The sequence below is a fragment of the Hyphomonas sp. genome (genome assembly GCF_041398385.1).
Lineage (GTDB): Bacteria > Pseudomonadota > Alphaproteobacteria > Caulobacterales > Hyphomonadaceae > Hyphomonas.
The window spans coordinates 269,834-295,224 of record NZ_JAWKUW010000002.1 but is presented as its reverse complement, the minus strand read 5'-3'; the positions used below and the strand labels follow the sequence as shown (position 1 = coordinate 295,224).

Genomic DNA, 25,391 nt, shown 5'->3' with positions numbered 1-25,391 from the left:
CCTCTACCTGCTTCGGCTTTCCGCGTCTCCCGGTTTTGGACATGCAGCCCGGCGGGCCTGAAGTGACGCTCAGGGCTCGCCATGGCGTCCTGCACTTTGTATGAGGCGGCAAATATGGCTCTGCGCCCGTCAGGGCGCATTCAAGGAAAAAGGCCGGAGCATTGGACTCAGCGCTCGAATTCTCAGTCGTCGTTCCCGTTCACAACGAGACCGGCAATGTCGAAACGCTCGCGGCTGAAATCGCCCGCGCGCTTGATGGCCGTGCCTTCGAGATGATCTTCGTGGACGATGCCTCGAGCGACGATACGCGGGCCGAGCTGAAGGCGCTGAAGGCGAAATACCCGATGCTGCGCGTCCTCGGCCACCGCAAGAATGCCGGCCAGAGCCGCGCCATCCGCACCGGCATCCTTGCCGCCATGGCCCCGGTTGTCGGCACGCTGGACGGGGACGGCCAGAACGACCCGGCCGACCTGCCGGACCTTTACCGGGCCCTCACCCGCGCCGACGCGCCGGAAGGCCTGAAAATGGTCATGGGCCGGAGGGCCAGCCGCAAGGACACCGCCTGGAAGCGGTTTGGCTCGCGCCTTGCCAACCGGGTCCGCAAGCGCCTCCTGCGCGACGATTGCGACGACTCCGGCTGTGGCATCAAGGTGATGAACCGGGCGGCTTTCATCCAGCTCCCCTATTTCGACCACATGCACCGCTACATGCCGGCCCTGATGCGGGCCGAAGGGTTCGGGGTCGAATTCCGGGACGTGAACCACCGTCCCCGCGGCGAAGGCCGGTCAAACTACACCAATTTCGGCCGCCTGAAGGATGCCCTGTCGGATCTGCGCGGTGTCATGTGGCTGATCCGGCGGCGCCGCAATCCCGGCGGCGCGGACGAGATCTGAGCCCCGGAGGCCTGCTCGACGCCCCTCGAAAGGGACGCGACAATGCCATAAACCTCGTGTTAACTCTGTCCGCATGACGGGTAAGGATATGGACAAAGGATCGCGGAGCCTGATTTTCGGGATGTTCGCCGCGAGAAAGAAGCGTCGGGAGCGGCAGAATGGCGCCCATTCCCGCAGCAACACCGAGAAGGGGTCATTGATGCGCGCAATCTTCGGAATCTTCCCGCTGCTGGTCATACCGGTGGCGCTGTACAACCTGCTGGCCTTCGGCTTTGGCGGATCTATTGAAACGGTCAACGAGTTCGGCGAGGCCGTGCGGGCGGATGTCGCCCCGATCCAGAACCTGCTGAACTCGACCTTCTTCAGCCTGCCCATGATCTCGGGCGTGAAATGGGTGCTGACCAAGGGCGATGCGATCCTATTGCTGGCGATCGTGTTCCTGTTCCTGGAAATCCTGAAATCCACCTCGACCGGCACGTCGACCATCTTCAATCACGCCGTCTCGATGATGCTGTTCATCGTCTGCATGATCGAATTCCTGCTGACGCCGAACTTCGCGACCTCGACCTTCTTCATCCTTATGTCGATGACATTGCTGGACGTGCTGGCGGGGGTCGTTGTGACGATCGTGTCGGCACGGCGCGACTTCGGCATGGAAAACGGCTGACGCGGCAAACGCCTCAACCCGATATGAAAAGGCCCGCTGTCCGGCGGGCCTTTTTGCATCCGGGGATCAGTCCTTGCGGTAGAGCTCGGCGAGCTGTTCCTGGATCGCCACCATCTGGGCCTGCATGTTGGCGAGTGCCTCGGCCTGCAGCTCCATCATCGAGGAGGCCGGCGATTGCGTCTCGGAACGGGACGTCTGGGCCGAGCCATAGAGGGTCGGCATAAACATCTTCATCGCCTGTTCGAACATCGCCATGTTCCGCCGGGCCTGCTTTTCGAACATGGTCATCGGATTGGCGGCCTTGCGCCATTCCTTCTGGGCTTCCGCAAAGGAATTCATCGACATGTCGAGAAAGGCCGGCAGGAACGTCTGCGCGCCGCCGCCATAAAAACCGATCAGCTGGCGCAGGAAGTTCAGCGGCAATGCGCCGTCGCCCTTGGTTTCCTGCTCGAAGATGATCTGGGTCAGCACCTGGCGGGTCAGGTCTTCGCCCGTCTTGGCATCGCGGACCTCGAAATCCCGGCCTTCGCGGACAAGCTCGGACAGATGGTCCAGCGTCACGTAGCAGGACGTCGACGTGTCGTAGAGCCGCCGGTTTGCATACTTCTTGATGATGATCGGCTCGCCCGATCCGTTACCCTTGGCCATGTCCTGCCCTCTGCTTCCCTTGGGAGAAGCAATTTTTGTGCTATGCGGCACAATCTCGCACAAAATCCGAATGCGACCAATGCGCTATTGAAGTTTCTGCAGCAGAGGCTGTAGCGTGAGCGGGTGCAAAAATTTCAAGGGAGGGATCTGCATGTCGAAAACGGTTTTGGTTACCGGGGGCACCCGCGGCATTGGCCGGGCGATCAGCGAAACCATGGTAAACAAGGGCTACAAGGTTGCCGCAAACTATGCCGGCAATGATGCTGCCGCCAAGGAATGCGCAGATGCCATCGGCGTGAAGGTCTACAAGTTCGACGTGGCCGATTATGACGCCGTCGGCGCCGGCATCGCGGCCATCGAAAAGGATCTCGGTCCCATCGACATCGTGATCAACAATGCGGGCATCACCCGCGATGCGCCGTTCCACAAGATGTCGAAGGACCACTGGCAGCAGGTGATCGACGTGGACCTCACCTCCGCCTTCAACGTGACCCGCCAGGTGTGGGACGGGATGCGCGACAGGAACTGGGGCCGGGTGATCAACATCTCCTCGATCAACGGCCAGAAGGGACAGTTCACCCAGGCCAACTATTCCGCCGCGAAGGCCGGCCTGATCGGCTTTACCAAGGCACTTGCCTATGAAGGCGCCAAGAAGGGCATCACCTCAAACTGCGTCGCGCCCGGCTATATCGACACCGAGATGCTGGCGGCCGTGAAGCCTGAAGTGCTGGAAGGCATCATCGCCACCATCCCGGTCGGCCGCCTCGGCAAGGCAGAAGAAATCGCCTCCATGTGCGCCTATCTCGCCAGCGACGAAGCCGCCTTCATCAACGGCGCGACGATGACCGTCAACGGCGCGCAATACATCGCGGGCTAGGCCCGCCCCTCTTCCCACGGAGGAATTCCGCAGCACCTGCGGCGCCCGTGAAGGCGCTTGCAGGTGTTGTTGATTTTGGGGCGGTGTCCGCGTCAGGGGTCTGGCAGGGGTAAGCCCCTTCTCCCCCGGGAGAAGGGGTTGGGGATGAGGGGTGAAGTCATTGCGGCAAGAGTCATGCCTGCGGATAGGCCGTGACCCCTCACCCCTCTCCCACGGGAGAGGGGCTTTAATGCCGCATAGCCGGGCTGAAGAAGCTCCCCACTCAGCGCCGCCGCAATCCGCTTGTTCGGATGCGCGGGCGCGATCAGCCAGGCCGGCACCGCCTGCCCCGGCACCCAGTCAATACTGGTGAGATAGACCCGGCCGCAAAGCGTCACGCTCCAGTGATACTGCACGCCCGGCCCGTAAGCCGCGCGCATCTCTGCTCGCAGCAAAAGGATCTGTATCCAGATCATCGGCCAGACCGGCACGAGGAAAACGGGAAACCCGGGAGGCGGCGTGAAGAAGCTCATCGCCCGTGAAGATACGCCCGGTTTCGGAGGTGTTGGATGGATTTATTTCCGCGGGAAGAATTGCGGCAGAATGCGGCGGGCAAAGCGGGGATAAGTCAGGGATTGGCCGCTTCGGCAGAAAATCGCCGGAACCGGACAGGCGCAAACCAGCCAAGAGGCATGCAAATCCCCAGCCAAGCAGACCAAGAGCTTAGTGATGTCCAAGAAGAAATACTCTGGCGCCTTGCTTACGTGACCCGTCTACTAATATTCGTGTTTGGTGGTGGAATATTAGTCGCTGCAAACTTGCCGACGGCTGCCCGCAACTCCCGGATCGACTGTCCAGTAGCAATTCCTTTGGGTCGGTGCGCTGTAGCTTTGAGTTCCAGCGCCATAAGTTTGTTCAAACAATTTCTTTGCCCTCTGTAGGTCAGGCTCTCCCGCTGAATATCCCCAATCCACGGCGGTCTGCATTTTTTCTATCATAAACCTATGACTGCTCTGTGTGCAGCGGTACGTGACTTCACATTCATCGCCCAGAACATAAGCCCAGGTCGCCGTTCCAATAGCGCTACGCTGATTATACGCGTTCCGAGCATAATCCAGGGCACTACTGGTATCGCCTCGTTGACGCGCTTGAACTGCGAGAATGTTGAAAGCGCGTCCATACTTTGTCGGGCTTGCTGGAGGACTCGGGGCTGTACCCTTGTAGATCCTCTTGGCATTAGAAACTGCTGACTGGGCATATTTGGCGGCCGCCGCGCTATCCTTTACTTCGTAATACGCATTATGAAGCGCCAGAGCGACCAGAGTCTGCGCAATGACATCACCGCGATCCGCCGCCGTGCGCAGGCTTGCGCGTTGTTCAGGGTACCGCGCTTTATGCAGCAGGGTGTCCGCCGGCAGGACGCTCAGATCGTTCAGCGTTATACCCCACATGCCGTCCTGCGATGTGCCGCCGGGGGCCGGCTTCGACGCGGCGACGGCCGGGAGTGTCGGCTTCGGCGCGGGTTGAGGCGGTGGCACAGGCTGAGGTTTGGGTTTCGGAAAAAGCTGATCCAGCCGCGCCTGCGCGATCTGGCTGCCGTTCGCCGCGGCCTTGCGATACCATGCCGAGGCACTCTCGCCCTGGCTGCGATAGAGGCCGGTTTCCAGCATGCGGCCGATCTCATACTGCGCCCGGGGCTCCCCGGCACGAGCATAGAGCAGGATCACAGGCCTCAGGTCTTCCGAGTTTCGTTGGTTTCCAAGCCGCAATGAGGATTCGGTCGAAAGTGCAGACTGGATATTGCAGAGGATGTTCGTTCCACCATCTTTGGCGCTGGCTTCCGTCACCTCTGCGCCATTATTGAAAGAGCAGAGAAACAGCGCAATCGTATGACCTGTTCCCTGATCGTCCGGTGTCGAATAGGCATTATACATTTCGTCCACCAGTCGCTGGCTGGACAGTCTGGACCATTCGTCTGCCGTCACTCCGGGCGGATAGACGTCCAGTTTAAACGTCTGCGCTAGCGCCTGCGGCACGATCATCATCAACGCCACAAGCAGCACAATCACGCGCATCCGTTCATCCCGTGCAATCCCCGAATGGTTGCAAGGTTAGTGGGAGATCACTGGATGGCAAGTTCCAAAAACGTGGAAACCTGATCACAAACGGACGGTGCAGATCAAAGGGCAGCATAGGGCCAATAGCCGCCATTCCCTGCTCGGGAATGGCGGTCTTCGCTCAGATCGTCAGGACGATCTTGCCGAAATGCTTCTGGCTGGCCTGGTGGGCGAAGGCGGCGGCGATCTGGTCGAGCGGGAAGGACGAGTCGATCACCGGCCTGATGCCGCTCGCCTCGATGGCGTCGATCATGTCTTCCTGCATGCGGCGGGAGCCCACCGTGATGCCGGAGAGCGTGATGTTGCGAGAGAACAGCGCGGCCGTCGGCACCTCGCCGGAAATGCCCGTCAGTACGCCGATCAATGAGATATGGCCGCCGGGCCGGCAGGCATTGATGGATTGCGCCATGGTGCCGGGGCCGCCGATCTCTACGACCTCGTCGACGCCGCGCCCGCCGGTCAGCTCAAAGGCGGCTTTGCCCCATTCCGGCGTGTCCTTGTAATTGATCACATGGTCGGCGCCGAGCTGCTTCAGGCGCTCCATCTTCTCCGGGGACGACGAGGTGGAGATGACGCAGCAGCCGGCGGCCTTGGCGAATTGCAGCGCGAAGATGGAGACGCCGCCCGTGCCTTGTGTCAGCACCCAGCTGCCCGGCTTGATCTTCGCTTCCTCTACCATGCCGCGCCAGGCGGTCAGCGCCGCGCACGGAAGGGTGGCCGCCTCCTCGTAGGAATAGCCTTCAGGCATGCGCGTGAAGGCCGTTTCCGGGCCGGCATAGAATTCCGCGGCAAAACCGTCCGCACCATCGCCGGGCACGCTCTGGAAGCCGGCGGCCTCGATCTGGCCCGATTGCCAGGCGGGGAAGAACAGCGAGAGCACCCGGTCGCCGACTTTCCATTTCGTCACGCCGTCGCCGACGGCCACGACATCGCCCGCCCCGTCGGACATCGGGATGCGCCCGTCCGGCGTCGGGATGCCGCCGAGGACGACGACGAAGTCGTGATAATTGAGGCTCGACGCACGGACCCGGACAAGGATTTCGCCGGGGCGCGGTTTCGGCTCCGGCCGATCCTCGATGACCAGTTTGTCGAGTCCGCCGGGCTTTTTGACTGCCGCCACTTTCATGTCTTCCTCCTGTTTTGCAGGAGGGGACTTAGGCCGCCGCTGGGGAAGTCAAGCGGGGGCCTTGCCCGTGGCGGCGATGCGTTCCTCGCGCAGCGCCTTGCGGCGGACCTTGCCGGCATCGTCGCGCACCGGCTCGGCCGAATATTCGAAGCTCTTGGGGATCTTGTATTTCACGAGGCGATCGGCGAGGTGGGCAAGCATGTCCGCATCCGCCACGGCGCCCTCCGGCCGGTCGATCACGGCATGCAGGCGCGCGCCCATGTCATCATCCGGCAGGCCGATGACGGCGGAGGAGCGCACGCCCGGATAGGCGTCGATCGCCGCTTCGACTTCGGCCGGGTAGATGTTGGCGCCGCCGACGAGGATCATGTCGGACATCCGGTCGGTCAGGTAGAGATAGCCCTCCGCATCCATCCAGCCCATGTCGCCGAGGCTTTCCCAACCGCCCTCGATGGCGCGCGCTTCAGCGCCAAGGTAATGATAGGTGGTGCCCGGCCCGCTCAGGGGCCGGATGAACACTTCTCCCACCTCGCCGGCGGGCAGCGTCTCACCGTCCTCGCCGACGATCTTCATTTCGCAGGTCTCGACGGGACGGCCAACCGAGCCTTTATGGGTCAGCCATTCCGTGCCCTGAATGATGGTCGAGCCCTGCCCTTCCGTGCCGCCATAGAGTTCCCAGATGGTCTCGGCGCCAAGCCATTCGATGAAACATTCCTTCAGCCAGGGCGGGCACGGGGCAGCGAGGTGCCAGAGGACGGTGAGGCTGGAGAGATTGTAGCTATTACGCACTTCTTCCGGCAGCGCCCAGACGCGCCGCATCATCGTCGGCACCATATAGGCGACATTCAGCTTCAGCCGCTCGATCGTTGCGAGGGATTGTTCGGGGTCGAACCTTGTGGTGAGGCCGACCGTGCAGCCCTTGAAGAGGGCAATCATCGCCCACATGAAGGGGCCATTATGATAAAGCGGGCCGGGGATCAGCATGCCGCCCTGAAGCGGGATCTCCAGGAAGGGCACGTCCGGATCCCAGGCGCCCGGCACTTTCGACACGATCAGTTTCGGCCGCCCGGTGGAGCCGCCGCTGGTCATCGCCTTGATCGACACGGAGGTGATTTCCGCAAGCGGATCATCCGCGAAATTGCCATCCGGCACGAAGCCGGCGGGAAGCGACGGGGTCGGATCATATTCACCGGGGGCGACGCCGACGACGAGCGATGGTTTGCCAAGCTCCACGATCTGGTCGCGCTCGAATTTCGGCAGGCGCGCGGAGATCGGCTGCGGCGTTGCGCCGAGCTTCCAGGTGGCGAAAACGGATTCGAGGAATTCGATACTGTTGGGCAGTGCGATGGTGACGAAGTCGCCGGGCTTCACGCCCAGGCCAGCATAGGCCCGGGCGAGCCGGTTGGTCCGCGCCTCGAATTCGCGCCAGGTGATGGCGGCGCCTTCATGGTCGATCGCAATGCGGTCCGGCTGCTGGTCGGCCCAGAAGGCAATGATGCGCGACAGCGAAATGATGGCCATGCGTTTCCTCGTTTTTCTATATGTTCGCGCGCTTCAGGAGGCGTTGGAAGCCCTCCCAGAACTCGGCGCGCTTGTCGTCCGTTTCCATCAGGATCTCGTGCATCGCGCCCTGGACGGTGACGTGCTCGCAATCGGGCAGGCGCGCGCAGATGGCATCATGCGAAGCATTGTCGACCAGCTTCTCCTCCGCCGCCGAGGCGACGAAGACCGGGATGTCGACGCCTTTCAGCGTCTTCGGCCGGGTGAAGGTCGCGAGGATGTCGAGCGAGGCGCCGAGCCAGCCCCAGGTGACGGGGCCGAGTTCCAGGTCCGGATGGGCGTCCACCAGGTCGCGCTGCATCTGCCAGCGTTTCTTGTCATGGGTGACGATGTTCGTCTCGAACGTCTCCGGCGGGCCGGGCTGGACGGCATAATCGCCCGACCGGCCGGTCGCGCGCATCGCCCAGACGAGATAGCGCATGCCGAGGAATTTGGACTTCAGCCCCCACATCGGGGCGCAGAAGGCCGCCGCGTCGACTTTCACGAGATCCTGCGTGATGGCCGCCAGCGCGATCGCGCCTCCCATCGAATGGGCGAGCGAGACATACGGCCGGGGCAACCGGTCATCCAGCGCCTCCAGCCCATTGGCGAGCGCGCCCATGAAGGTCTCGAACCGATCGATATGACCCTTTTTCGTGTCGTCGAGCAGCCGGGCCGAGAGGCCCTGCCCCGGCCAGTCGAGGATGACCACGGCAAAGCCCATGGCCTGCAGCTCCCGGCCGACCTCAAAGTATTTTTCGATGAACTCGGTGCGGCCCGGACAGACAATGACGGTGCCGCGGGGATGCTCCGCCGACAGGGCCGGCGCCACGCAGGCGCGCAGGTCGCGGCCGCCGCTGCCCTTGAACCAGACAATCTCGGCGCCCTTTGGCGGATCGTTCCCCGGTATGAGGACGAGACCGGACTCTGTAGCAGCTGCTGCGACCATTGTGGGCGTCCCTGAATGAAAAGGCCGCCCGCAGGGTGTCCCGGGGCGGCCAGAATTGTCAAACCCTGACGGGTCGGAAGCTTAGGCCAGCTTCTTCATCAGGTTCTGTAGCTGCATCGCCACCGACATGTCGCCGGCCACTTTCAGCTTGCCCTGCATGAAGGCCATGGTCGGGTCGAGGGCGCCTTCGGAGATTTTCTTGAAATCGTCCCAGTTGACCGAGATCGTGGCGTCTGCTGCGGCGTCGTCATTGGTCGCCGTGCCGTTGACGCCATCGATCAGCAGCTTGCCGATATCGCCGAAGTCGAACTTCACCTTTTTCTTGAAGTCGCTGCCACCGGCGACAGCTGCAGCGGCCTTGGACGTGAGTTCTGCGAGATCCATGGTGTTACCTCCTTGAATGGATTTGGCGCCGATAAAGCAGACCCTCGGGTAGAAAGGCAAGGAAAAGTGCGTGACAATTCCGCGAGGTCAGACAGCGGTCAGGCGTCGACCATGACGTCGAAGCCGCCAAAAACCATGCGCTTGCCATCAAACAGGTGGCTCGCCTGCAGGCCCATATCCTCGAATTCCTGCATCGCGACGGGGTGGCCCGCGTCCCGCACCGCTCTCGACGGCCAGACAATCCAGGAGAACACGACCGTTTCGCCCGGCGCCAGCTTCACCGCCAGAGGGAAACTCGTCACCACGCCGTCCGGCACATCCTCGCCCCAGCATTCCATGACCTGGGTTGCGCCATGCTTCCGGAAGACAGCGGCGGCCTGTTCGGCCATCGCGCGATAGGCTTCCTTGTTGGCATCGGGCACGGCAAGCAAAAATCCATCGACATAGGCCATTACGCATCCTCCCCGGCCGCCCGGAATGCCGCCTCAAGTGCGGCAACGTCCAATTTCACCATAGGCATCATGGCATCCATGATGGCCTTCGTCTGCGCCGGTGTCCCGGCGCTGCGCAAGTCGAAAAACTGCCGGGGCACGATCTGCCAGGTCACGCCGAACCGGTCCGTCAGCCAGCCGCACTGAAGCGGCGCCCCGCCCTCCGTCAGCGCGGACCAGAGCCGGTCGACCTCCGCCTGCCCGTCGCAGGTCACCATGATCGAGAAGGCCGGGGAAAGCTTGTAGTACGGCCCGCCATTCAGCGCCTTGTAAGGGACGCCGGACAGGGTGAACGACACGACGAATGCCTTTCCGTCCTGCCTCTCGACGTCGGTGATCTCCGAATCCGGCAGCAGCGACACATAAAAGCGGGCGGCCTCTTCGGCCTGGTCTTCAATCCAGAGAAACGGCTGGGCCGACATCACACGCCTGCCTGCATCATCGCGTCCTGCAGGGCTTCGCTGGTGCGCGGCGCATCGGCGCCCGGCGTCGCAATCGACCATTTGTGTCCGAATGGATCTTCGACCATGCCATAGAGGTCGCCCCAGAACTGAAGTTCGACCGGCATGATGAGCTTGGCGCCGGCCCTGACGGCGCGGTCGACGACGCCTTTCGCATCGGTGACCGAGAGATGGATGGTCACTGGCGTACCGCCGAGCGATTCCGGGCTCTGCACAACCATGTCCGGAAGCTCGTCGACCAGCATGACCATGCTGCCATTGATCCTCACGGAGGCATGCGCGAGGCGGCCGTCCGGGCCTGGAAGTCGGATCATTTCTTCCGCGCCGAAGGCGGCCTTGTAGAAATCGATGGCCTTCGCAGCATCCTTGCAGACGAGGTGCGGCACGACGGAATGTCCGTCGGCGGAGGCTGGCAGGAGACGCGCTCCGGTTTCAGGCGGGAGGGATTTGGCGAGGTCCTCGAGCTGGTCGGCGGCCTTGCCCCAGCCTTCATGGAAGCCCATGGATTCGTGGCCTTTCATGGCCTCTTCCGACCAGTGCCGTGCGACCGCGCGGTAGAGCGCGGTGCCGTCGCCCAGATCCCGGAAGGTGATGATACTGGTCATGAAGGGGGGATTTTCGGACAGCACCCAGTCCCCGACATAGGCATCCGTGCCGACAAGGCGGCGGCCGGGCACAACCTCCAGATATTGCCCGCGGACATGATTCACTTCGCCATTCGGGCCATCCATGCGGTGATAGCTGGCGCCGCCAGGGCGAACGTCCAGTTTCGCTTCGGTCACCTTCCACGGCTTCGGACAGAACCATTGGCAGACGAGGTCCGGCTCGGTATAGCAGCGATAGAGCGTGTACGCCGGCGCGGCGATCGTCCGTTCGAGGACAAGATCGAACGGATGCGACGCTTCCGGAGCGGTCGGGTCTTGCATGGCTCAGGCTTCCTTTTCAGGTGGAAGGTTAAACAGCATACGGACGTAGCGGATAAGATGGTCTGCCGTGTCGCGGGCGGCTTTCGCGCCATGATCGGCCTTAGCGAGGATGAAGGCGCCCTGCAGCACCGCCTGGAAATGGAGGGCAAGGCTTTCCGAGGTCCAGTCGCCGTTGATGCCATGGCGTTTGCGGGCCGCTTCGATGTCCGGCACCAATGTCAGGCCATGGCCCCAAATCGAGTCGTGGCAGGCATCGCGCAGCGCCGGCAGGGTCTCATAGGATTCCTGCACCATGGTGCCGGCAAGGCAGGTGAATTCGGGGACAGGCCCCTCCAGCATGTCCCGCCGGAATTCGAGATAGCCGAGCACCCGATCCAGCGGGTCTTCATGCGCCATGTAGGGCGCAGAGCCGAACAGGCCATTGGCGTGCAGCTTCCAGGCTTCGGCGGCGGCGACGCCGAGGTCCGTTTTCGTGGGAAAATGGTGGAAGAACGCGCCCTTGGTCACGCCGGCCTCGCGGCAGAGATCGTCCACGGAGGTCGCATTGAATCCCTTTTCGCGGACCACTTTGACGGCGGCGCCGATCAGTTTCTCGCGGGCGGATTCCTTTGCCGGGGCCATGTTTCACTCCTTACGTTAAACATACCAACCGGTTGGTATGTGTCAATATGATTCTTTTCTTCTGGAGGTGCGCGCCCGCTTGACCTTGCGTGGCGGAAGCGTGGAACCTGCCGTGCATGAGCTGGGAAAAGTCGATCGAGGAACTCCGCCGCCGTGAACGGCTGGCCGAGAAAATGGGCGGGGAAGAACCCGTCGAGCGCCAGCGCGGGCGCGGCAAGCTGACGGTGCGCGAGCGCGTCGCCTTCCTGGTGGACCCCGGCAGCTTCCACGAGATCGGCAAGATTGCCGGCCGCGCCAGCTATACCGCCGAAGACGAGCTTGAAAGCTTCCTGCCGGCGAGTTCCGTCACCGGACGCGCCACGATCGATCACCGTCCGGTCGTGGTGATCGCCGATGATTTCACCGTCCGCGGCGGCGCTTCGGACGCCTCGATCTGGCAGAAAATGGTCCAGATGATCAAAATGGCGACCGAATACCGGATGCCGCTGGTCCAGATGATCGACGGCACCGGCGGTGGCGGATCGGTCAAGGCGCTGGAAAAGGATCCGCGCACCTATATTCCCGAAACGCCGGGCTGGAACGAGATCGTGCACGGCCTCAGCGAAGTGCCGTTCGTCTCGCTCGCCCTGGGCCCCTGCGCGGGCATGGGCGCCGGCCGGGTCGCGGCAAGCCACTTCTCCGTCATGGTGAAAGAGCTGAGCCAGGTGTTCGTGGCCGGCCCGCCGGTGGCGATCGCGCTGGGGGAGAATGTCACCAAGGAAGAGCTCGGCGGCTGGAAGATCCAGGCGCAGAACGGCACCGTCGACAATGTGGTCGACAGCGAGGCCGACGCCTTCATCGCGGCGCGCAAATTCCTCTCTTACCTGCCCCCCTCGGTGCACCACTTGCCGGAACGCACTCAGCCTGCGGACGATCCGAAACGGCGCGAGGAAAGCCTGCTCTCGCTCGTCCCGACGGATGGCAAGACGCCGTACAAACCGCGCAAGATCATTGAGGCCGCTGTCGATCGCGGCAGCTTTTTCGAGATCGGCAAGGAATGGGGCCGCGGCATCGTCTGCGGCCTTGCGCGGATCGACGGCTATCCTGTCGGCATCATGGCAGGCGACCCGTTCTTCCTGGATGGCGCGTGGACGGCGGATGTCTGCGACAAGGTCTGCCGGCACATGGATCTTTGCTCCATGTTCCACCTGCCGGTCATCCACTTCGTCGACTGCCCCGGCTTTGCGGTCGGCGTGAAGGCGGAAACGGCCGGCGTCACCCGTGCCGGCGTGCGGGCCATGACCGCCGTCTACCAGGCCGATGTGCCGGTTTGCTCCGTGGTCATCCGGAAAGCCTATGGCCTTGCCGGCTCGGCCATGATGAACCAGTCGAAGACCAAATGGCGCTATTGCTGGCCAAGCGGCGACTGGGGCAGCCTGCCCATGGCGGGCGGTATCGAGGCCGCCTTCCGCAAGGAGCTCGCCGAAGCCGAAGACCCTGAGGCCCTGAAGGCGCATCTCTACCGCAAGTTCGACGCGATCCGTTCACCCTTCCGGACGGCGGAAAGTTTCCTTGCGGAGGAAATCATCGATCCGCGCGACACCCGCCCGCTGCTCGTGGATTTCATCCATCACGCCTGGCGCACGCTGGAACCCGGCACCCGCTCGACCGGCTTCAGACCCTGAGGAGCATCCCTTGCCCGTACCGCCGGAATACCTGCGTGTGGGAGAATTCTTCAGCGACTTCCTGCTCGCCGTCCGGGAAGAGACCTCGCTGGCAACGCGCCACCAGTCCTATACCTGCCTGCAGGGCGTGCTGATCGTTTTCCGCCGCCGCCTGACGCCCGAACAGATCCTGACGTTCGCGCAGATCCTGCCGCCGGCGGTCGCCTCCATCTTCATCGACGGCTGGAGCCCTGAAGAGTTCACGCCCGAATGGGGCACGCGCGACACGCTGACCCGCGAAGTCCGGCATTTGCGCCAGCACCACAATTTCGCGCCGGATACCGCCATCGCCGATGTCGCCCGCGCCCTGCGGCGGACGATCGGCGCCGAAACGCTCGACGCGGCACTCGAACGCCTCGGCCCGGAAGCGGCGGCCTATTGGGCGGGATCGTGACGCCGCCGCAATTTTCCCGAATCCCAGCCTCTTCTTGCCTTTTTCCGCATTTCATGTGGGAAGTCTGTCCACTGGAGGGACATTTGATGAAGTTTCGTAGACTGATACTTGGCGCTTCGGCGCTTGTGCTGGCCGCCTGCGGCCGCGCCGAATACGCGCCTTCCATCGAGTCGGGCCCGGCCATGGCGCCCGCTCCCGCAAAAATGGCCATGCGCGAGGAGGCGCCGTATTATGACGAGGCGGCACCGTCGGAGGGCGCTGGCGGCGGCGCGCCGGAAGTACAGCAATATATCGCCTATTCCCATTCCCTCGGCATGCGCCTGCCGGTCGCCGCGATCGAGCCGACCATGCAGACCCATATCGACGCCTGCAACACGGCCGGCCCGACCATCTGCATGGTGACGAATTCCTGGCTGAACGCCTATTCTGAGGATGAAGCCAGCGGCTCGCTGCAGATCCGTGCGACACCCGCCTGGATCGACACGTTCCTGAAAGGCGTCGACGCCGAGGCCAAGGCGGCAAAAGGCGAAGTCTTCAACCGCCAGACCACAGCGGAAGATCTGACCGTCTCCATTATCGATACGGATGCTCGCCTCAAATCACTTCAGACCCTGCAGGCAAGGCTTGAGCAATTGCTGGCCGACCGGCCGGGCAAGCTGGGCGAACTGCTGGAAACCGAGCGGGAACTCGCCCGCGTCAATGGCGAGATCGACTCCCTGAAGTCGACCCTCGCTGCGCTGCGACAGCGCGTCGACATGAGCCAGCTCTCGGTCAGCTATGAGACGAAACGCAATCCCGTTTCCCGCGGCGCGCTCCAGCCGCTGGCGCATGCCTTCGGCGATTTCTTCTACAATCTGTCGAGCGCGCTTGCCGCCGTGATCACGGCTTTTGCCGTCGGCCTGCCCTGGTTGCTCCTGATCGGCGTCTTCCTGTGGGTCTGGCTGAAGCTGATCTGGCCGCGCATCCGCCGCAAGAAGAAAGCCTGACCGGGCCGGAAACTGAAAAGCCCCGCGGATCGCTCCGCGGGGCTTGTTCCATCAGGCCTTCTCGGAGACGGCCTTCTTCTTGGATTTCGGCTTGGTCCGCACGAGCAGCAGCGAAGCCACTTCCTTCGGCACGATCATCAGCATGTCGTGGATCGAGCGTTCCCAGTCATCGAGGATTTCCTTCGCCCGGATCGAACCAGTGCGCCTTGCATGTTCCTCGATCAGGGCATGGGCCTCGCCGATATGCTCGGCCGGCATTTCCGACAGCGCATACCAGTCGATGGAATCCGGGTTAACCACCCGCTCGAACCGGTTGGCCGGATCCCAGATATAGGCGGCACCGCCAGTCATGCCGGCGCCGAAATTGTCGCCCACCGGCCCGAGGATCACGGCGCGGCCATTGGTCATGTATTCGCAGCCATTGGCCCCGCAACCTTCGACCACGGTCTTCGCACCTGAGTTCCGGACGGCAAAGCGCACGCCGGCCGTGCCGGACGCAAACAGCTTACCGCTGGTCGCGCCATAGAGGCAGGTATTGCCAATGATCGCATCGCCCGAAGCAGAGCGGCGATCCTTCGGCCGCGGCGCAACCACGATGGTCGCCCCGGAGAGGCCCTTGCCGACATAGTCGTTGGCGTCGCCGATCACTTCCAGCAGCAGGCCCTGCACCGCAAAGGCGCCGAGCGACTGGCCAGCGGAGCCTTCCAGCCGGATATGCAGGCGGCCTTCCGGCAGGGCATGCATGCCGAACTTGCGCGTGATGGCCGAACTAGACCGTGTACCGATGGCCCGCATCGTGTTCTGCACGCCGTATTCGAGCTGCATCTTCTCGCCGCGCTCGAAGAAGGGCTCGGCATCGCGCATGATCTGCGCATCCAGCGTCTCCGGCACTTCCTCGCGCCGGTTCGGCTGGTAGACGAGCGGTTTGTCGGAATCGACCTGCACCAGCAGCGGGTTGAGGTCGAGGTCGTCGAGATGGGTCGCCCCGCGGCTGACCTGTACCAGCAGGTCGGTCCGTCCGATCGCTTCGTCCAGCGAGCGCAGGCCCAGCGAGGCAAGGATTTCGCGCACGTCTTCGGCAATGAAGCTCATCAGGTTGACGACTTTCTCCGGCGTGCCGGTGAAGTGCGCCCGCAGCGCCTCATCCTGCACGCAGACGCCGACCGGGCAGGTGTTCGAATGGCACTGGCGCACCATGATACAGCCCATCGCCACCAGCGCCGCCGTGCCGATGCCGTACTCTTCCGCCCCCAGCATCGCCGCAATGACGATGTCACGCCCCGTGCGGAGCCCGCCATCGGTGCGCAGGGTCAGCTTGTTGCGCAGATTGTTCAGCGACAGGATCTGGTGCGCCTCGGCAAGGCCGAGTTCCCAGGGCAGGCCTGCATACTTGATCGAGGTTTGCGGGCTGGCGCCCGTGCCGCCGACGCCGCCGGCGATCAGGATGATGTCCGCCTTCGCCTTGGCGACACCGGCCGCAACCGTTCCGACCCCGGACTGTGCGACCAGCTTCACGCAGACGCGCGCCTCGGGATTGATCTGTTTCAGGTCGTAGATCAGCTGGGCCAGGTCTTCGATCGAATAGATGTCGTGATGCGGCGGCGGCGAGATCAGCGTCACGCCGGGCGTTGCATGGCGCAGCTTTGCGATCAGCTCCGTTACCTTGAAGCCCGGCAGCTGTCCGCCCTCGCCGGGCTTTGCGCCCTGCGCGATCTTGATTTCGATTTCGCGGCACTGATTCAGGTATTCCGCCGTCACACCAAAGCGGCCGGAAGCGACCTGCTTGACGGCGGAGTTCATATTGTCGCCATTCGGCAACGGGCGGTAACGGGCCCGGTCTTCCCCGCCCTCGCCCGAGACCGACTTCGCGCCGATCCGGTTCATCGCGATGTTGAGCGTTCCGTGTGCCTCAGGGCTCAGTGCGCCGAGCGACATGCCGGGCGTCACGAAGCGCTTGCGGATTTCGTTGATCGACTGGACCTCCGACAGAGGCACCGGCGGACTCAGCTTCTTGAAGTCCAGGAGGTCACGCAGCTGGATCGGATCGCGTTCGTGAATGGCATCGGCGAATTTCCGGTACACGGAATAATCGCCCGTGTTGCAGGCCATCTGCAACGTATGGATCAGGTTGCCGTCGAGCGCGTGCGGTTCGCTGCTGGCGCGCAGGCGATAGAAGCCGCCGACGGGCAGCGCCACGACGTCCTCATCGAAGGCCATTTCGTGGCGCACCAGCGCATTCTCTTCGAGACCTGCAAGGCCAAGGCCCGAAATGCGGCTGCTCATGCCGGGGAAATAGTCCGCCACCAGCGCACGCGAGAGGCCGAGCGCCTCGAAATTGTAGCCGCCGCGATAGGACGAGATGACCGAGATGCCCATCTTCGAAATGATCTTCAGAAGGCCGGCTTCGATCGCCTCCTTGAAGTTCTTGACGCATTCGCCGAGCGTCAGGTCTCCGTAGAGACCCCGTGCATGGCGGTCAGCAATCACGTCCTGTGCGAGATAGGCGTTTACGCAGGTCGCCCCGACGCCCACCAGCACCGCGAAATAATGCGTGTCGAGACATTCGGCAGACCGCACCGTAATGGAGCAGAACGTCCGCAGCCCCTGCATGACAAGGTACGAATGCACGGCGCCCGTTGCGAGGATCATCGGAATCGCAATCCGGCTGGCGGACTGATACTGGTCCGTGAGCACAATGTGTTCGCGGCCTTCGCGCACCGCATCTTCGGCTTCGCGGCGGATGCGCGCGAGAGCATTCTTGAGGGCGCTGCCGTCACGATTCGCGTCTTCCTCGGCGAAGGTGCAGTCGATCTCGGCATAGCCGCCCCCGAGGCGGGTCTGCAGCCGCTCGAACATGCCCGTCGTCAGCACAGGGCTTTCCAGAACGAAGACTTCCTGTTGTGACTTGTCCGTCTCCAGAACGTTACCGAGGTTCTTGAACCGGGTCTTGAGACTCATTACGCGGGCTTCGCGCAGCGGGTCGACCGGCGGGTTCGTCACCTGGCTGAAATTCTGCCGGAAGAAATGGCTCATCGGACGGTAGTGGAAGGACAGCACGGCCGGCGCGGTGTCGTCTCCCATGGAACCGATGGCTTCCTTGCCGCTCTCCACCATGGGCGAGAGGATCAGTTCCAGCGTCTCCATCGTATAGCCGGCAGCCGTCTGACGGCGGAGCAGCTCTTCCTTCGAGAACAGGGACGGTTCCGGCCCCGGACCGATTTCCGGCTCCAGCTCCGTCACCGCCGACAGCCATTCTTCGTAAGGCGCCTGCGCGGCGAGGAAGTCGACGATGTCCTTGTGGTCGTAGAACTTGCCGGTCTTGAGGTCGGCCGCGATCATCCCGCCGGCCGGGATAGAGCCGCGGCGGGCAACTTCATGGTCGCCCAGCGGGCACATGCCCGTCTCGGAACCGACGGCGAGGATACCATCCGTCGTCAGAGCATAGCGCAGCGGGCGCAGGCCGTTGCGGTCAAGTCCCGCAATCGCCCAGCGCCCGTCATAGGCGGCGATGCCTGCCGGGCCATCCCACGGCTCCATGACGGAGTTGCAGTAGTCGTAGAGCGCGCGATGCGCGAGCGGCATGACCGAGTCGCGCTTCGACCAGGCTTCCGGGATCAGCATGGCCTTCGCCATCGGCGCCGGGCGGCCGGACTTGCAAAGCAGTTCCCACACCGCGTCGAGCGCGCCGGAGTCGGACGACCCATCCGGGATCACCGGCTTCACATCGTCGACATGCTCGCCATAGGCTTCCGACACCATGCGGATCTCATGGCTCTTCATCCAGTTCTTGTTGCCGCGCAGCGTGTTGATCTCGCCATTGTGCGCGATCATGCGGAAGGGCTGGGCCAGCGACCATTGCGGGAAGGTGTTGGTGGAATAGCGCTGGTGATAGATCGCAAAGGCCGACACGAAGCGCTCGTCCTGCAGGTCGAGGTAGAACCGGTCGATGTCCTGCGCCAGGAACATGCCCTTGTAGATCAGCGAGGCATTGCTCAGCGAACAGATGTAGAAGCCAGGGATCGAGGCTTCGCGGGCGCGGCGCTCGATGCGGCGGCGGCAGATATAGAGGGCGCGCTCCAGCTCCTCGCGCGTACGGCCACGGGCGTCCCGGAACATGATTTGTTCGATCGCGGGCCGCGTGTCCTTCGCCTTCTGCCCGATCACGGACACGTCCACCGGTGGCTGGCGCCAGCCATAAATATAGAAGCCGAAGTGCAGCACTTCGGTCTCGACCAGTGTCCGCGCGGCTTCCTGCGCGGCAAAATCCGTGCGCGGCAGGAAAATCTGGCCGACGCAGATCGGGTCGTCCGTCGGCTTGTGGCCGGTGCGGGTCACATGCTCACGGAAGAAATCCTGCGGCACTTCAACGCGGATGCCCGCGCCATCTCCGGTCTTGCCGTCCGCATCGACGGCACCCCGGTGCCAGACATTCTTGAGCGCCTTGATGCCCATTTCCACGATCTCGCGGCGGGGCTTTCCATCGAGCGCGGCGACAAGGCCGACTCCGCAGGCATCGTGTTCGTCAGCGGGATCGTAGGCATGCGCCTCGATCAGGCGCTGGCGGTTGGCTTCGTACTGTTTCACATAATCGGACATCTGATTACTCCGCCGCCACTTTTGCCGCGGCTTCAGCCGCTTTCATTGCCTTGTGCATGGCTTCTGCCGCATCGCGTCCATCCTTGATGGCCCAGACGACGAGCGAAGCGCCGCGCACAATATCGCCCGCCGCATAGACGCCCGGCAGGCTGGTCTCCATCGTCCTGTAGTCGACCTTGATCGCGCCCCAGCGATTGACCGCCAGCGCAGGTTCCTCGAACAAGGCGGGCAGGTCTTCCGGGTCGAAGCCCAGCGCCTTGATCACCATGTCGGCCTTCACGTCGAACGTCTCGCCGGTCTTGACCGGGCTCTGGCGGCCGGAGGCATCCGGTTCGCCGAGCTTCATCTTCCCGGCACGGACAGCTTTCGCCTTGCCCTTGGAATCGAGGATCGCATCGGGATTGGCGAGCCATTCGAAGACGACGCCCTCTTCTTCAGCGTTCTGCACTTCCCGCTGGCTGCCCGGCATGTTGGCCCGGTCGCGGCGGTAGAGGCAGGTGACGGATTTCGCACCCTGACGGATCGCCGTGCGCACACAGTCCATCGCCGTGTCGCCGCCGCCGATCACGACCACCTTCTTGTCCTTCGCGTCCAGAGCGCCGGAGTCGAAGTCCGGCACCGCATCGCCGAAGCTCTTGCGGTTGGAAGCGGTCAGGTAGTCGAGCGCCGCGAAGACACCTTCGGAGCCGACGCCCGGACATTTCAGGTCTTTCGCCGCATAGACGCCGGTTGCAATCAGCACGCTGTCATGGCTGTCGCGCAGCTTCTGCAGCGTCACCTTCTCGCCGATACGCGTCTTGAACTTGAACTTCACGCCCGAGTCTTCGAGATATCTGATCCGCCGTTCGACGACATCCTTCTCCAGCTTGAAGCCGGGGATGCCATAGACGAGCAGGCCGCCGCCCCGGTCATAGGCGTCATACACGGTGACCTTGTAGCCCTTGCGGCGCAGCTGTTCGGCCGCGGCGAGGCCCGCCGGACCTGCCCCGACAATGCCGGCGGACTGTTTGCGCTCGCGCGGCGGCTTGATCGGCGTGACCCAGCCTTCTTTCCAGGCCGTGTCGGTGATGTATTTCTCGATCGAGCCGATCGTCACCGTGCCGTGGCCGGACTGTTCGATCGTGCAGATGCCTTCGCACAGCCGGTCCTGCGGGCAGATCCGGCCGCAGATTTCCGGCATGTTGTTGGTGGCGGACGACGTGCGCCAGGCTTCTTCCAGCCGGCCGTCCGCCGCAAGGCGCAGCCAGTCCGGAATATTGTTGGCGAGCGGGCAGCCCTGCTGGCAGAACGGCACGCCGCACTGCGAACACCGCGATGCCTGCGAGCGGGCCGCGTCCGGGGAGAAGCCGTCATAGATTTCGTGGAAATCGGAGGCGCGCTGTTTTGCCGGCCGTTTGTCCGGCATCGACCGCGGCACATGCGTGAATTTCAGCATAATTTCGGCCATGAACCGGGCCTCCCTGCACAGAGCCTGTAGCCTTAAAGCCAGAATTTTGCGCCGCCAAGACCGATCTGCATTTTACAATATCATTATGATATCGAAAGACCATATTTTTTCGTTTAGTATTTCTGTCGGTCGCGTGAATTTATTGGGTCAATATCATATTGGTATACAGAGGGGTTCATGCTTCGGACATGAAACCTTATTATTGCTTCCAGCAGAAGTCGCCGAAAGCCGTATCCTTGTCCCTGCTCCAGCTCGCACTCATCTCAACGATCCAGGGCCTGACCGAGTGGCTGCCCATCTCGTCATCAGGCCATGTCCTGCTGGCAGCCGACCTGTTCGGCCTCGCCGGACGGGACGAATTGCTGATCAATGCGGTCTCCAATATCGGCACACTGGCTGCGATGCTGATCTATTTCCGCAAGGATGTTTCGACCGCTTTCATGGGCGGCCTCGAACTGGTGATGAAGCCGGTGTCTAAGATGCCCCTCTCCCCGGCCGGACGTCTTGCGGTCAGCATCATCGTGGCAACACCGATCCCCGTGATTGCTGCGCTCCTCTATGAGACAGTGCTACCCGAGAACATCCAGGACGCGCTGCGCAGCATCTATACGGTTGCCGGCGCCACCATCGTGTTCGGCGCCCTGCTCTGGTGGGCAGACGTGGCCGGGCCGCGCACGCGTAAGGAAGAAGACATCACGCTTGGTCACGCCATGATCATCGGCGCAACGCAGGCCATCGCCGCGATCATCCCGGGCACCAGCCGTTCCGGCATCACCATGACGGCTGCCCGTGCGCTCGGCTATGAGCGGACGGAAGCGGCCCGACTGTCGATGCTCCTCGGTGCGCCGATCCTCGCGATGGCCGGCCTTTACGGCGCGTACGGCCTTTTCACCGCCGAAGCGGAAGCCGGCGCTGCGCTGACCTTTGCGGATGGCCTGATCGTAGCCGTGATCTCTTTCATCACGGGCCTCGCCTCGATCTGGTTCATGATGGAGCTGCTGAAGCGGATGAGCTTCCTGCCCTTTGTCCTCTACCGCTTCATTCTGGGCGCCGTGCTGCTGCTCAGCTCGCCTCTGGTCGGCTGGTTCTAGGCTTCGGACTCGGACGGCCGGCTGAACTGGCCGTAGGGGCGGAAGCGCCAGAGATAGGTCGGCACGATGGCCTCGACCGTTTCCGGCTGCGGCACGCCGAGCTCTTTAAGTCCGGGCATCCCTTCGGCTGCGACATTGTCAGCCTTCAGCATCTCGACCTGGTCGCCGGTGACAGGCACGTCGCCCATGAAGCCCCAGCTGAAGGGCGGAATATAGCGCCAGATCGCGCCGATCATGTAGCCAACCGGCTTCGCAATGAAAACAGGCAGCGGAAACTTGAACCGCTTGCGGCCGGTATGGGTGAAGATGACGTCGTAGATCTCGCTGAAGGAATAGGTCCGCGGACCGCCCAGCTCATAAGTCTTGCCCGCCGTCGAGGCATCATCCACGGCCGTCGCGATCGCCAGCGCCACATCGCCGGCATAGACGGGCTGGAAACGCGTCTTGCCGCCGCCGATCAGCGGCATCACGGGCAGGAAATGCATGACCGGCCATGTCGCCATGGCCGCGAACTTGTTGAAGAATCCGTCTTCCGGGCCGAACACGATGGACGGGCGCAGGATCGTCGCCGCCGGAACCTTCTCGCGCACGGCCGCTTCGGCCTCGGCCTTGGTCTTCCCGTAGTCGGAGGGCGAGTCCGGATCGGCACCGATGGCGGACACCTGCACGAACCGCGTGATGCCCTTTTCCGCCGCGACTTCCGCGATCAGCGCCGCGCCGTCGCGCTGGGTCGATTCAAAGGTCTGCTTTCCCTTTTCGGCAAGGATGCCCACGAGGTTGACGACCGCATCGGCGCCTTCCAGCGCCCGCTCGATCGAGGCGCGGTCGCGGACATTCGCCTGGGCCAGGTCCACCCAGCCCGGCGCACCCGCAAGGCGGACATCCCCGGCGATTCCGACCCGGCGGCAGGCGACACGCACGCGCCAGCCCTTCTTCACCAGCTCGCGCGCCGTGTAGCGCCCGATAAAGCCCGAGCCGCCGAAAATCGTCACCAAGCCCTTGGTCATCGCAAAACCCTGCCTTGCCTGTTGCTTTGCGCCTTTCACCATACGCCGCGGGGCCTGTCCATAAGGGCTGACACGCGATCTGCCCGGTCAGCGGGCGAATGCCCAGGGCGCGGGCCTTGACCTCGCCGCCCCTGTAGGCCTGACTGGCTTTTTACGGATTCGCCGGGATCAAAAATTCAGGAGGGTACGGCTTGCGTATTTCAAAGCCGGTGGCCGCGATCGGTCTGGGAATTTGGGTCGGATTGGCCGGAACCGGTCCGGCGGCCGGTCAGGGAACGGGAAGCGGACTCCAGACCGCCGCATCCGCCTATTCCGTCGAATCGGAAGTTGCCGCCGCCCTTTACGCGGCATCCGCCACGCAAGCCGCGATGGAGCGCCAGTACACGCAGCAGCTCGCTGCCGCCCGCAAGGAGATTGACGCGCTGCGCCTGCAGGTGGCAGCAAGCGGCGCCGACGAAATCCACACGCTGAAGGCAGCCCTCGCAGACAAGGAACGCCGGATCGTCGAACTCCTGTCACAACAGGATGCCGGCTATGCGCGCGAGATTTCGGCCTATGGCGACGCGGTCGAATCGATCGCTGCGACGCCCGAGGGCCTTGCCGCCCTCGCCAAATTCAACAGCGGCGACCAGATGGGGGCCATCGCCATCCTCGATGATCTGCGCAAGGCGCGCGATGCGGCCCGGATGGCGCGGGTCAATGCCGAATCGGCCTCTGAAGCGCGCCAGATCGCGGCGCTCGCCCTCGAAGCCCGCGCCTCAGGCAATCTCACCACGGCGGACCTGATCAGGCGCTTCGAGGAAATCACTCGGCTCGATGGCAGCGAGGCATCCGACTGGATCACGCTGAGCGGCCTCTATCGCGATGCAGGCAAGCTGACCGAGGCGGCGGCCGCCGCCCGGAACGCGCTCGACCTTGCCCCGGATGAAGCCACCAGGGCTGAAGCGCTCAAGACACTCGGCGCCATCGAATTCGATCAGGGCAAGCTGCCGGACGCCGAGGCCCATCTCGGCACGAGCGCAGCCTTGCTCGAGGCGCTTGCTGACGCGGGCCCCGGCACCGCGCGGTATCAGGACGGCCTCGCCGATGTCTACAGGCTTCGCGGAAGCGTCCTTGTGGACAAAGGCAATCTCTCGGCTGTCCTGCCGGTCCTGAAACAGGCCCTCGACGCGGCCGACCGGCTCATCGCGCTTCAGCCTGACAGTAGCAACGCCCAATGGACGCGTGCCACGATCCTGACCGACTTCGGCAGTGTGCGGAAAGAACAGGGCGAACTCGGCGATGCGCTCGATTGGTTCAGGGGCGCGCTCGACATCGAGAGCCGCCTGCTTGAAACGGCCCCCGACACGCTGGCCTGGCAGGAAGACTATTCCCGCCTCCAGTCGCTGATCGCCAGCACGGAATTGCAGGATGGCGGCATCGCCGCGGAGCTGGACCTGTTCCGCCGACGTCAGGCAGACCTCGAAGGCCTGCTGGCCCGCGATCCCGGTCATGCACGCTGGCAGCACGCACTGGCCCTGAACCATCTGGAGATCGGCGACCTGTGTGCGACGCAGTCCGACATGGTCTGCACATCGCAGAACGATCAGAAGGCAAACGAATTGATGGAGACACTCGTCCGCCTCGACCCGACCAATGCGCGCTGGCAACGCGACCTCGCAAGCACTTATTCGGCCGCCGGAAACAGGGCTGGTAACGGGCGCGTCTACGATCTGGCCGAGAAGCGATACCGAAAGGCCGCGGACATTCTGGAGCGTCTCGCGAAGACGGATGCGCGCAGCGCCGGAATCGATTTCGAACTCGCCAAGACGCGCATGGCGGTCGCCGGATCCCTGATGGGACAGTTGAAATTTGCAGAAGCCGACAAGGCGTTCGAGGCACCCATTGCAACGCTGCGCCGCCTCGCGGCAGCCGACCCGACGAACGATACGCTGAAATCCCGCATCTCCGCCGGACTCAATACGCAGGCTTTCGCGAAGACCCAGCTGAAACAGGAGGCCCCGGCCCTCGCGCTCTATCAGGAAAGCCTCGCCATCCTCGAAGCGCGGGCCGCAAAGGATCCGCTCAATCTCGGTGTCCAGTCTTCGCTCGGCAGGACGCTGCGATATATTGGCGAAACCTATCTCGCCCGGTCGGATTTCGAGAACGCGAAATCCTACTTTACCCGGAGCTTCCGGATCATCGAGGATCTCGCTGCTACCGACACGACGAACGTCGCCTGGCAACGCGACCTGCAGGACGGGTATGGCAAGTTCGGAGATGCCGCCTACAAGGCCAAGGATTTCGACGCCGCCATCTCGGCCTATTCCAAAGCCCTCAGGATCAATGCCCTCCTGTCGAAGGAAGATCCCGGCAGTCTCGACCTGCTGTACGACAGGAACATGATCGAAATGAATCTCGACCGGGCCCGCACCGACCAGAAAGTCGAACAGGCAATGGAAATCATCCGCCAACGCAACGCCGCCAAGCCGAACTGACACGAACGGGGG

General features: G+C 63.2%; 22 protein-coding genes. 8 read left to right on the top strand and 14 right to left on the bottom strand.

The window, feature by feature from the left end; genetic code table 11:
• The first annotated feature begins 161 nt into the window (after positions 1-161).
• Positions 162-893 (top strand): glycosyltransferase family 2 protein, encoded by a 732-nt coding sequence (locus R3C13_RS06240; RefSeq protein WP_371309958.1) that lies wholly within the window; start codon positions 162-164, stop codon positions 891-893.
• 199 nt (positions 894-1,092) lie between these two features.
• Positions 1,093-1,560 carry a hypothetical protein gene (locus tag R3C13_RS06235; RefSeq protein WP_371309957.1) on the top strand — a complete coding sequence of 156 codons (468 nt, stop codon included), beginning with the start codon at positions 1,093-1,095 and terminating at the stop codon, positions 1,558-1,560.
• A gap of 66 nt (positions 1,561-1,626) precedes the next feature.
• Here R3C13_RS06235 and phaR read toward each other — a convergent pair whose 3' ends face one another.
• Positions 1,627-2,208 (bottom strand): polyhydroxyalkanoate synthesis repressor PhaR, encoded by a 582-nt coding sequence (phaR, locus tag R3C13_RS06230; protein WP_371309956.1) that lies wholly within the window; start codon positions 2,206-2,208, stop codon positions 1,627-1,629.
• A gap of 151 nt (positions 2,209-2,359) precedes the next feature.
• On the opposite strand from phaR, the gene phbB reads away from it, so the two are divergent.
• On the top strand, positions 2,360-3,085 hold the full coding sequence (gene phbB / locus R3C13_RS06225; protein WP_371309955.1) for an acetoacetyl-CoA reductase: 726 nt from the start codon (positions 2,360-2,362) through the stop codon (positions 3,083-3,085).
• Positions 3,086-3,177: 92 nt separating this feature from the next.
• Here the strand turns inward: phbB and R3C13_RS06220 are convergent, their stop codons facing one another.
• The 10 genes from R3C13_RS06220 to R3C13_RS06175 form a co-directional block, all read right to left on the bottom strand.
• Positions 3,178-3,597 carry a hypothetical protein gene (locus R3C13_RS06220; protein ID WP_371309954.1) on the bottom strand — a complete coding sequence of 140 codons (420 nt, stop codon included), beginning with the start codon at positions 3,595-3,597 and terminating at the stop codon, positions 3,178-3,180.
• A gap of 270 nt (positions 3,598-3,867) precedes the next feature.
• Positions 3,868-5,139, bottom strand: coding sequence for a hypothetical protein (locus tag R3C13_RS06215; protein WP_371309953.1), 1,272 nt, complete (start codon positions 5,137-5,139; stop codon positions 3,868-3,870).
• 163 nt (positions 5,140-5,302) lie between these two features.
• Positions 5,303-6,307 carry an NAD(P)-dependent alcohol dehydrogenase gene (locus tag R3C13_RS06210; protein WP_371309952.1) on the bottom strand — a complete coding sequence of 335 codons (1,005 nt, stop codon included), beginning with the start codon at positions 6,305-6,307 and terminating at the stop codon, positions 5,303-5,305.
• A gap of 48 nt (positions 6,308-6,355) precedes the next feature.
• The gene (locus R3C13_RS06205; protein WP_371309951.1) at positions 6,356-7,828 is read right to left on the bottom strand and encodes an AMP-binding protein; all 1,473 of its coding nucleotides are present in this window, start codon (positions 7,826-7,828) and stop codon (positions 6,356-6,358) included.
• A 16-nt stretch (positions 7,829-7,844) separates the two neighbouring features.
• Positions 7,845-8,795 carry an alpha/beta fold hydrolase gene (locus tag R3C13_RS06200; RefSeq protein ID WP_371309950.1) on the bottom strand — a complete coding sequence of 317 codons (951 nt, stop codon included), beginning with the start codon at positions 8,793-8,795 and terminating at the stop codon, positions 7,845-7,847.
• An 81-nt stretch (positions 8,796-8,876) separates the two neighbouring features.
• Entirely contained in the window at positions 8,877-9,179 is a 303-nt protein-coding gene (locus R3C13_RS06195) for an SCP2 sterol-binding domain-containing protein (RefSeq protein WP_371309949.1), read from the bottom strand.
• Positions 9,180-9,277: 98 nt separating this feature from the next.
• Entirely contained in the window at positions 9,278-9,631 is a 354-nt protein-coding gene (locus R3C13_RS06190; RefSeq protein ID WP_371309948.1) for a DUF1428 domain-containing protein, read from the bottom strand.
• A complete protein-coding gene (locus R3C13_RS06185) occupies positions 9,631-10,092 on the bottom strand; it encodes a VOC family protein (RefSeq protein ID WP_371309947.1) in 462 nt (153 codons plus the stop codon). The genes R3C13_RS06190 and R3C13_RS06185 overlap by 1 nt, the downstream gene beginning before the upstream one ends.
• Positions 10,092-11,057: an SRPBCC domain-containing protein gene (locus tag R3C13_RS06180; protein ID WP_371309946.1), complete on the bottom strand. Its 966-nt coding sequence runs from the start codon at positions 11,055-11,057 to the stop codon at positions 10,092-10,094. Before R3C13_RS06180 ends, R3C13_RS06185 begins: the two co-directional genes overlap by 1 nt.
• Before the next feature lie 3 nt (positions 11,058-11,060).
• Positions 11,061-11,678, bottom strand: coding sequence for a TetR/AcrR family transcriptional regulator (locus R3C13_RS06175; RefSeq protein WP_371309945.1), 618 nt, complete (start codon positions 11,676-11,678; stop codon positions 11,061-11,063).
• A 116-nt stretch (positions 11,679-11,794) separates the two neighbouring features.
• Between R3C13_RS06175 and R3C13_RS06170 the strand changes: the two genes are divergently transcribed.
• From R3C13_RS06170 to R3C13_RS06160, 3 genes are all read left to right on the top strand, one after another.
• Positions 11,795-13,342 (top strand): acyl-CoA carboxylase subunit beta, encoded by a 1,548-nt coding sequence (locus tag R3C13_RS06170; protein WP_371309944.1) that lies wholly within the window; start codon positions 11,795-11,797, stop codon positions 13,340-13,342.
• 10 nt (positions 13,343-13,352) lie between these two features.
• A complete protein-coding gene (locus R3C13_RS06165; RefSeq protein ID WP_371309943.1) occupies positions 13,353-13,775 on the top strand; it encodes a DUF2267 domain-containing protein in 423 nt (140 codons plus the stop codon).
• A gap of 86 nt (positions 13,776-13,861) precedes the next feature.
• Positions 13,862-14,761: a DUF4349 domain-containing protein gene (locus R3C13_RS06160; protein WP_371309942.1), complete on the top strand. Its 900-nt coding sequence runs from the start codon at positions 13,862-13,864 to the stop codon at positions 14,759-14,761.
• A gap of 51 nt (positions 14,762-14,812) precedes the next feature.
• Here the strand turns inward: R3C13_RS06160 and gltB are convergent, their stop codons facing one another.
• Both gltB and R3C13_RS06150 read right to left on the bottom strand, forming a co-directional pair.
• On the bottom strand, positions 14,813-19,357 hold the full coding sequence (gene gltB / locus R3C13_RS06155) for a glutamate synthase large subunit (protein WP_371309941.1): 4,545 nt from the start codon (positions 19,355-19,357) through the stop codon (positions 14,813-14,815).
• A 4-nt stretch (positions 19,358-19,361) separates the two neighbouring features.
• Positions 19,362-20,804, bottom strand: coding sequence for an NAD(P)-dependent oxidoreductase (locus tag R3C13_RS06150; protein WP_371309940.1), 1,443 nt, complete (start codon positions 20,802-20,804; stop codon positions 19,362-19,364).
• 188 nt (positions 20,805-20,992) lie between these two features.
• Here R3C13_RS06150 and R3C13_RS06145 point away from each other — a divergent pair, with 188 nt between their 5' ends.
• The gene (locus tag R3C13_RS06145) at positions 20,993-21,895 is read left to right on the top strand and encodes an undecaprenyl-diphosphate phosphatase (RefSeq protein WP_371309939.1); all 903 of its coding nucleotides are present in this window, start codon (positions 20,993-20,995) and stop codon (positions 21,893-21,895) included.
• Here R3C13_RS06145 and R3C13_RS06140 read toward each other — a convergent pair.
• The gene (locus R3C13_RS06140) at positions 21,892-22,902 is read right to left on the bottom strand and encodes a complex I NDUFA9 subunit family protein (RefSeq protein ID WP_371309938.1); all 1,011 of its coding nucleotides are present in this window, start codon (positions 22,900-22,902) and stop codon (positions 21,892-21,894) included. The genes R3C13_RS06145 and R3C13_RS06140 overlap by 4 nt on opposite strands.
• A gap of 191 nt (positions 22,903-23,093) precedes the next feature.
• On the opposite strand from R3C13_RS06140, the gene R3C13_RS06135 reads away from it, so the two are divergent.
• Positions 23,094-25,379 (top strand): hypothetical protein, encoded by a 2,286-nt coding sequence (locus tag R3C13_RS06135; RefSeq protein ID WP_371309937.1) that lies wholly within the window; start codon positions 23,094-23,096, stop codon positions 25,377-25,379.
• Positions 25,380-25,391 lie beyond the last annotated feature (12 nt).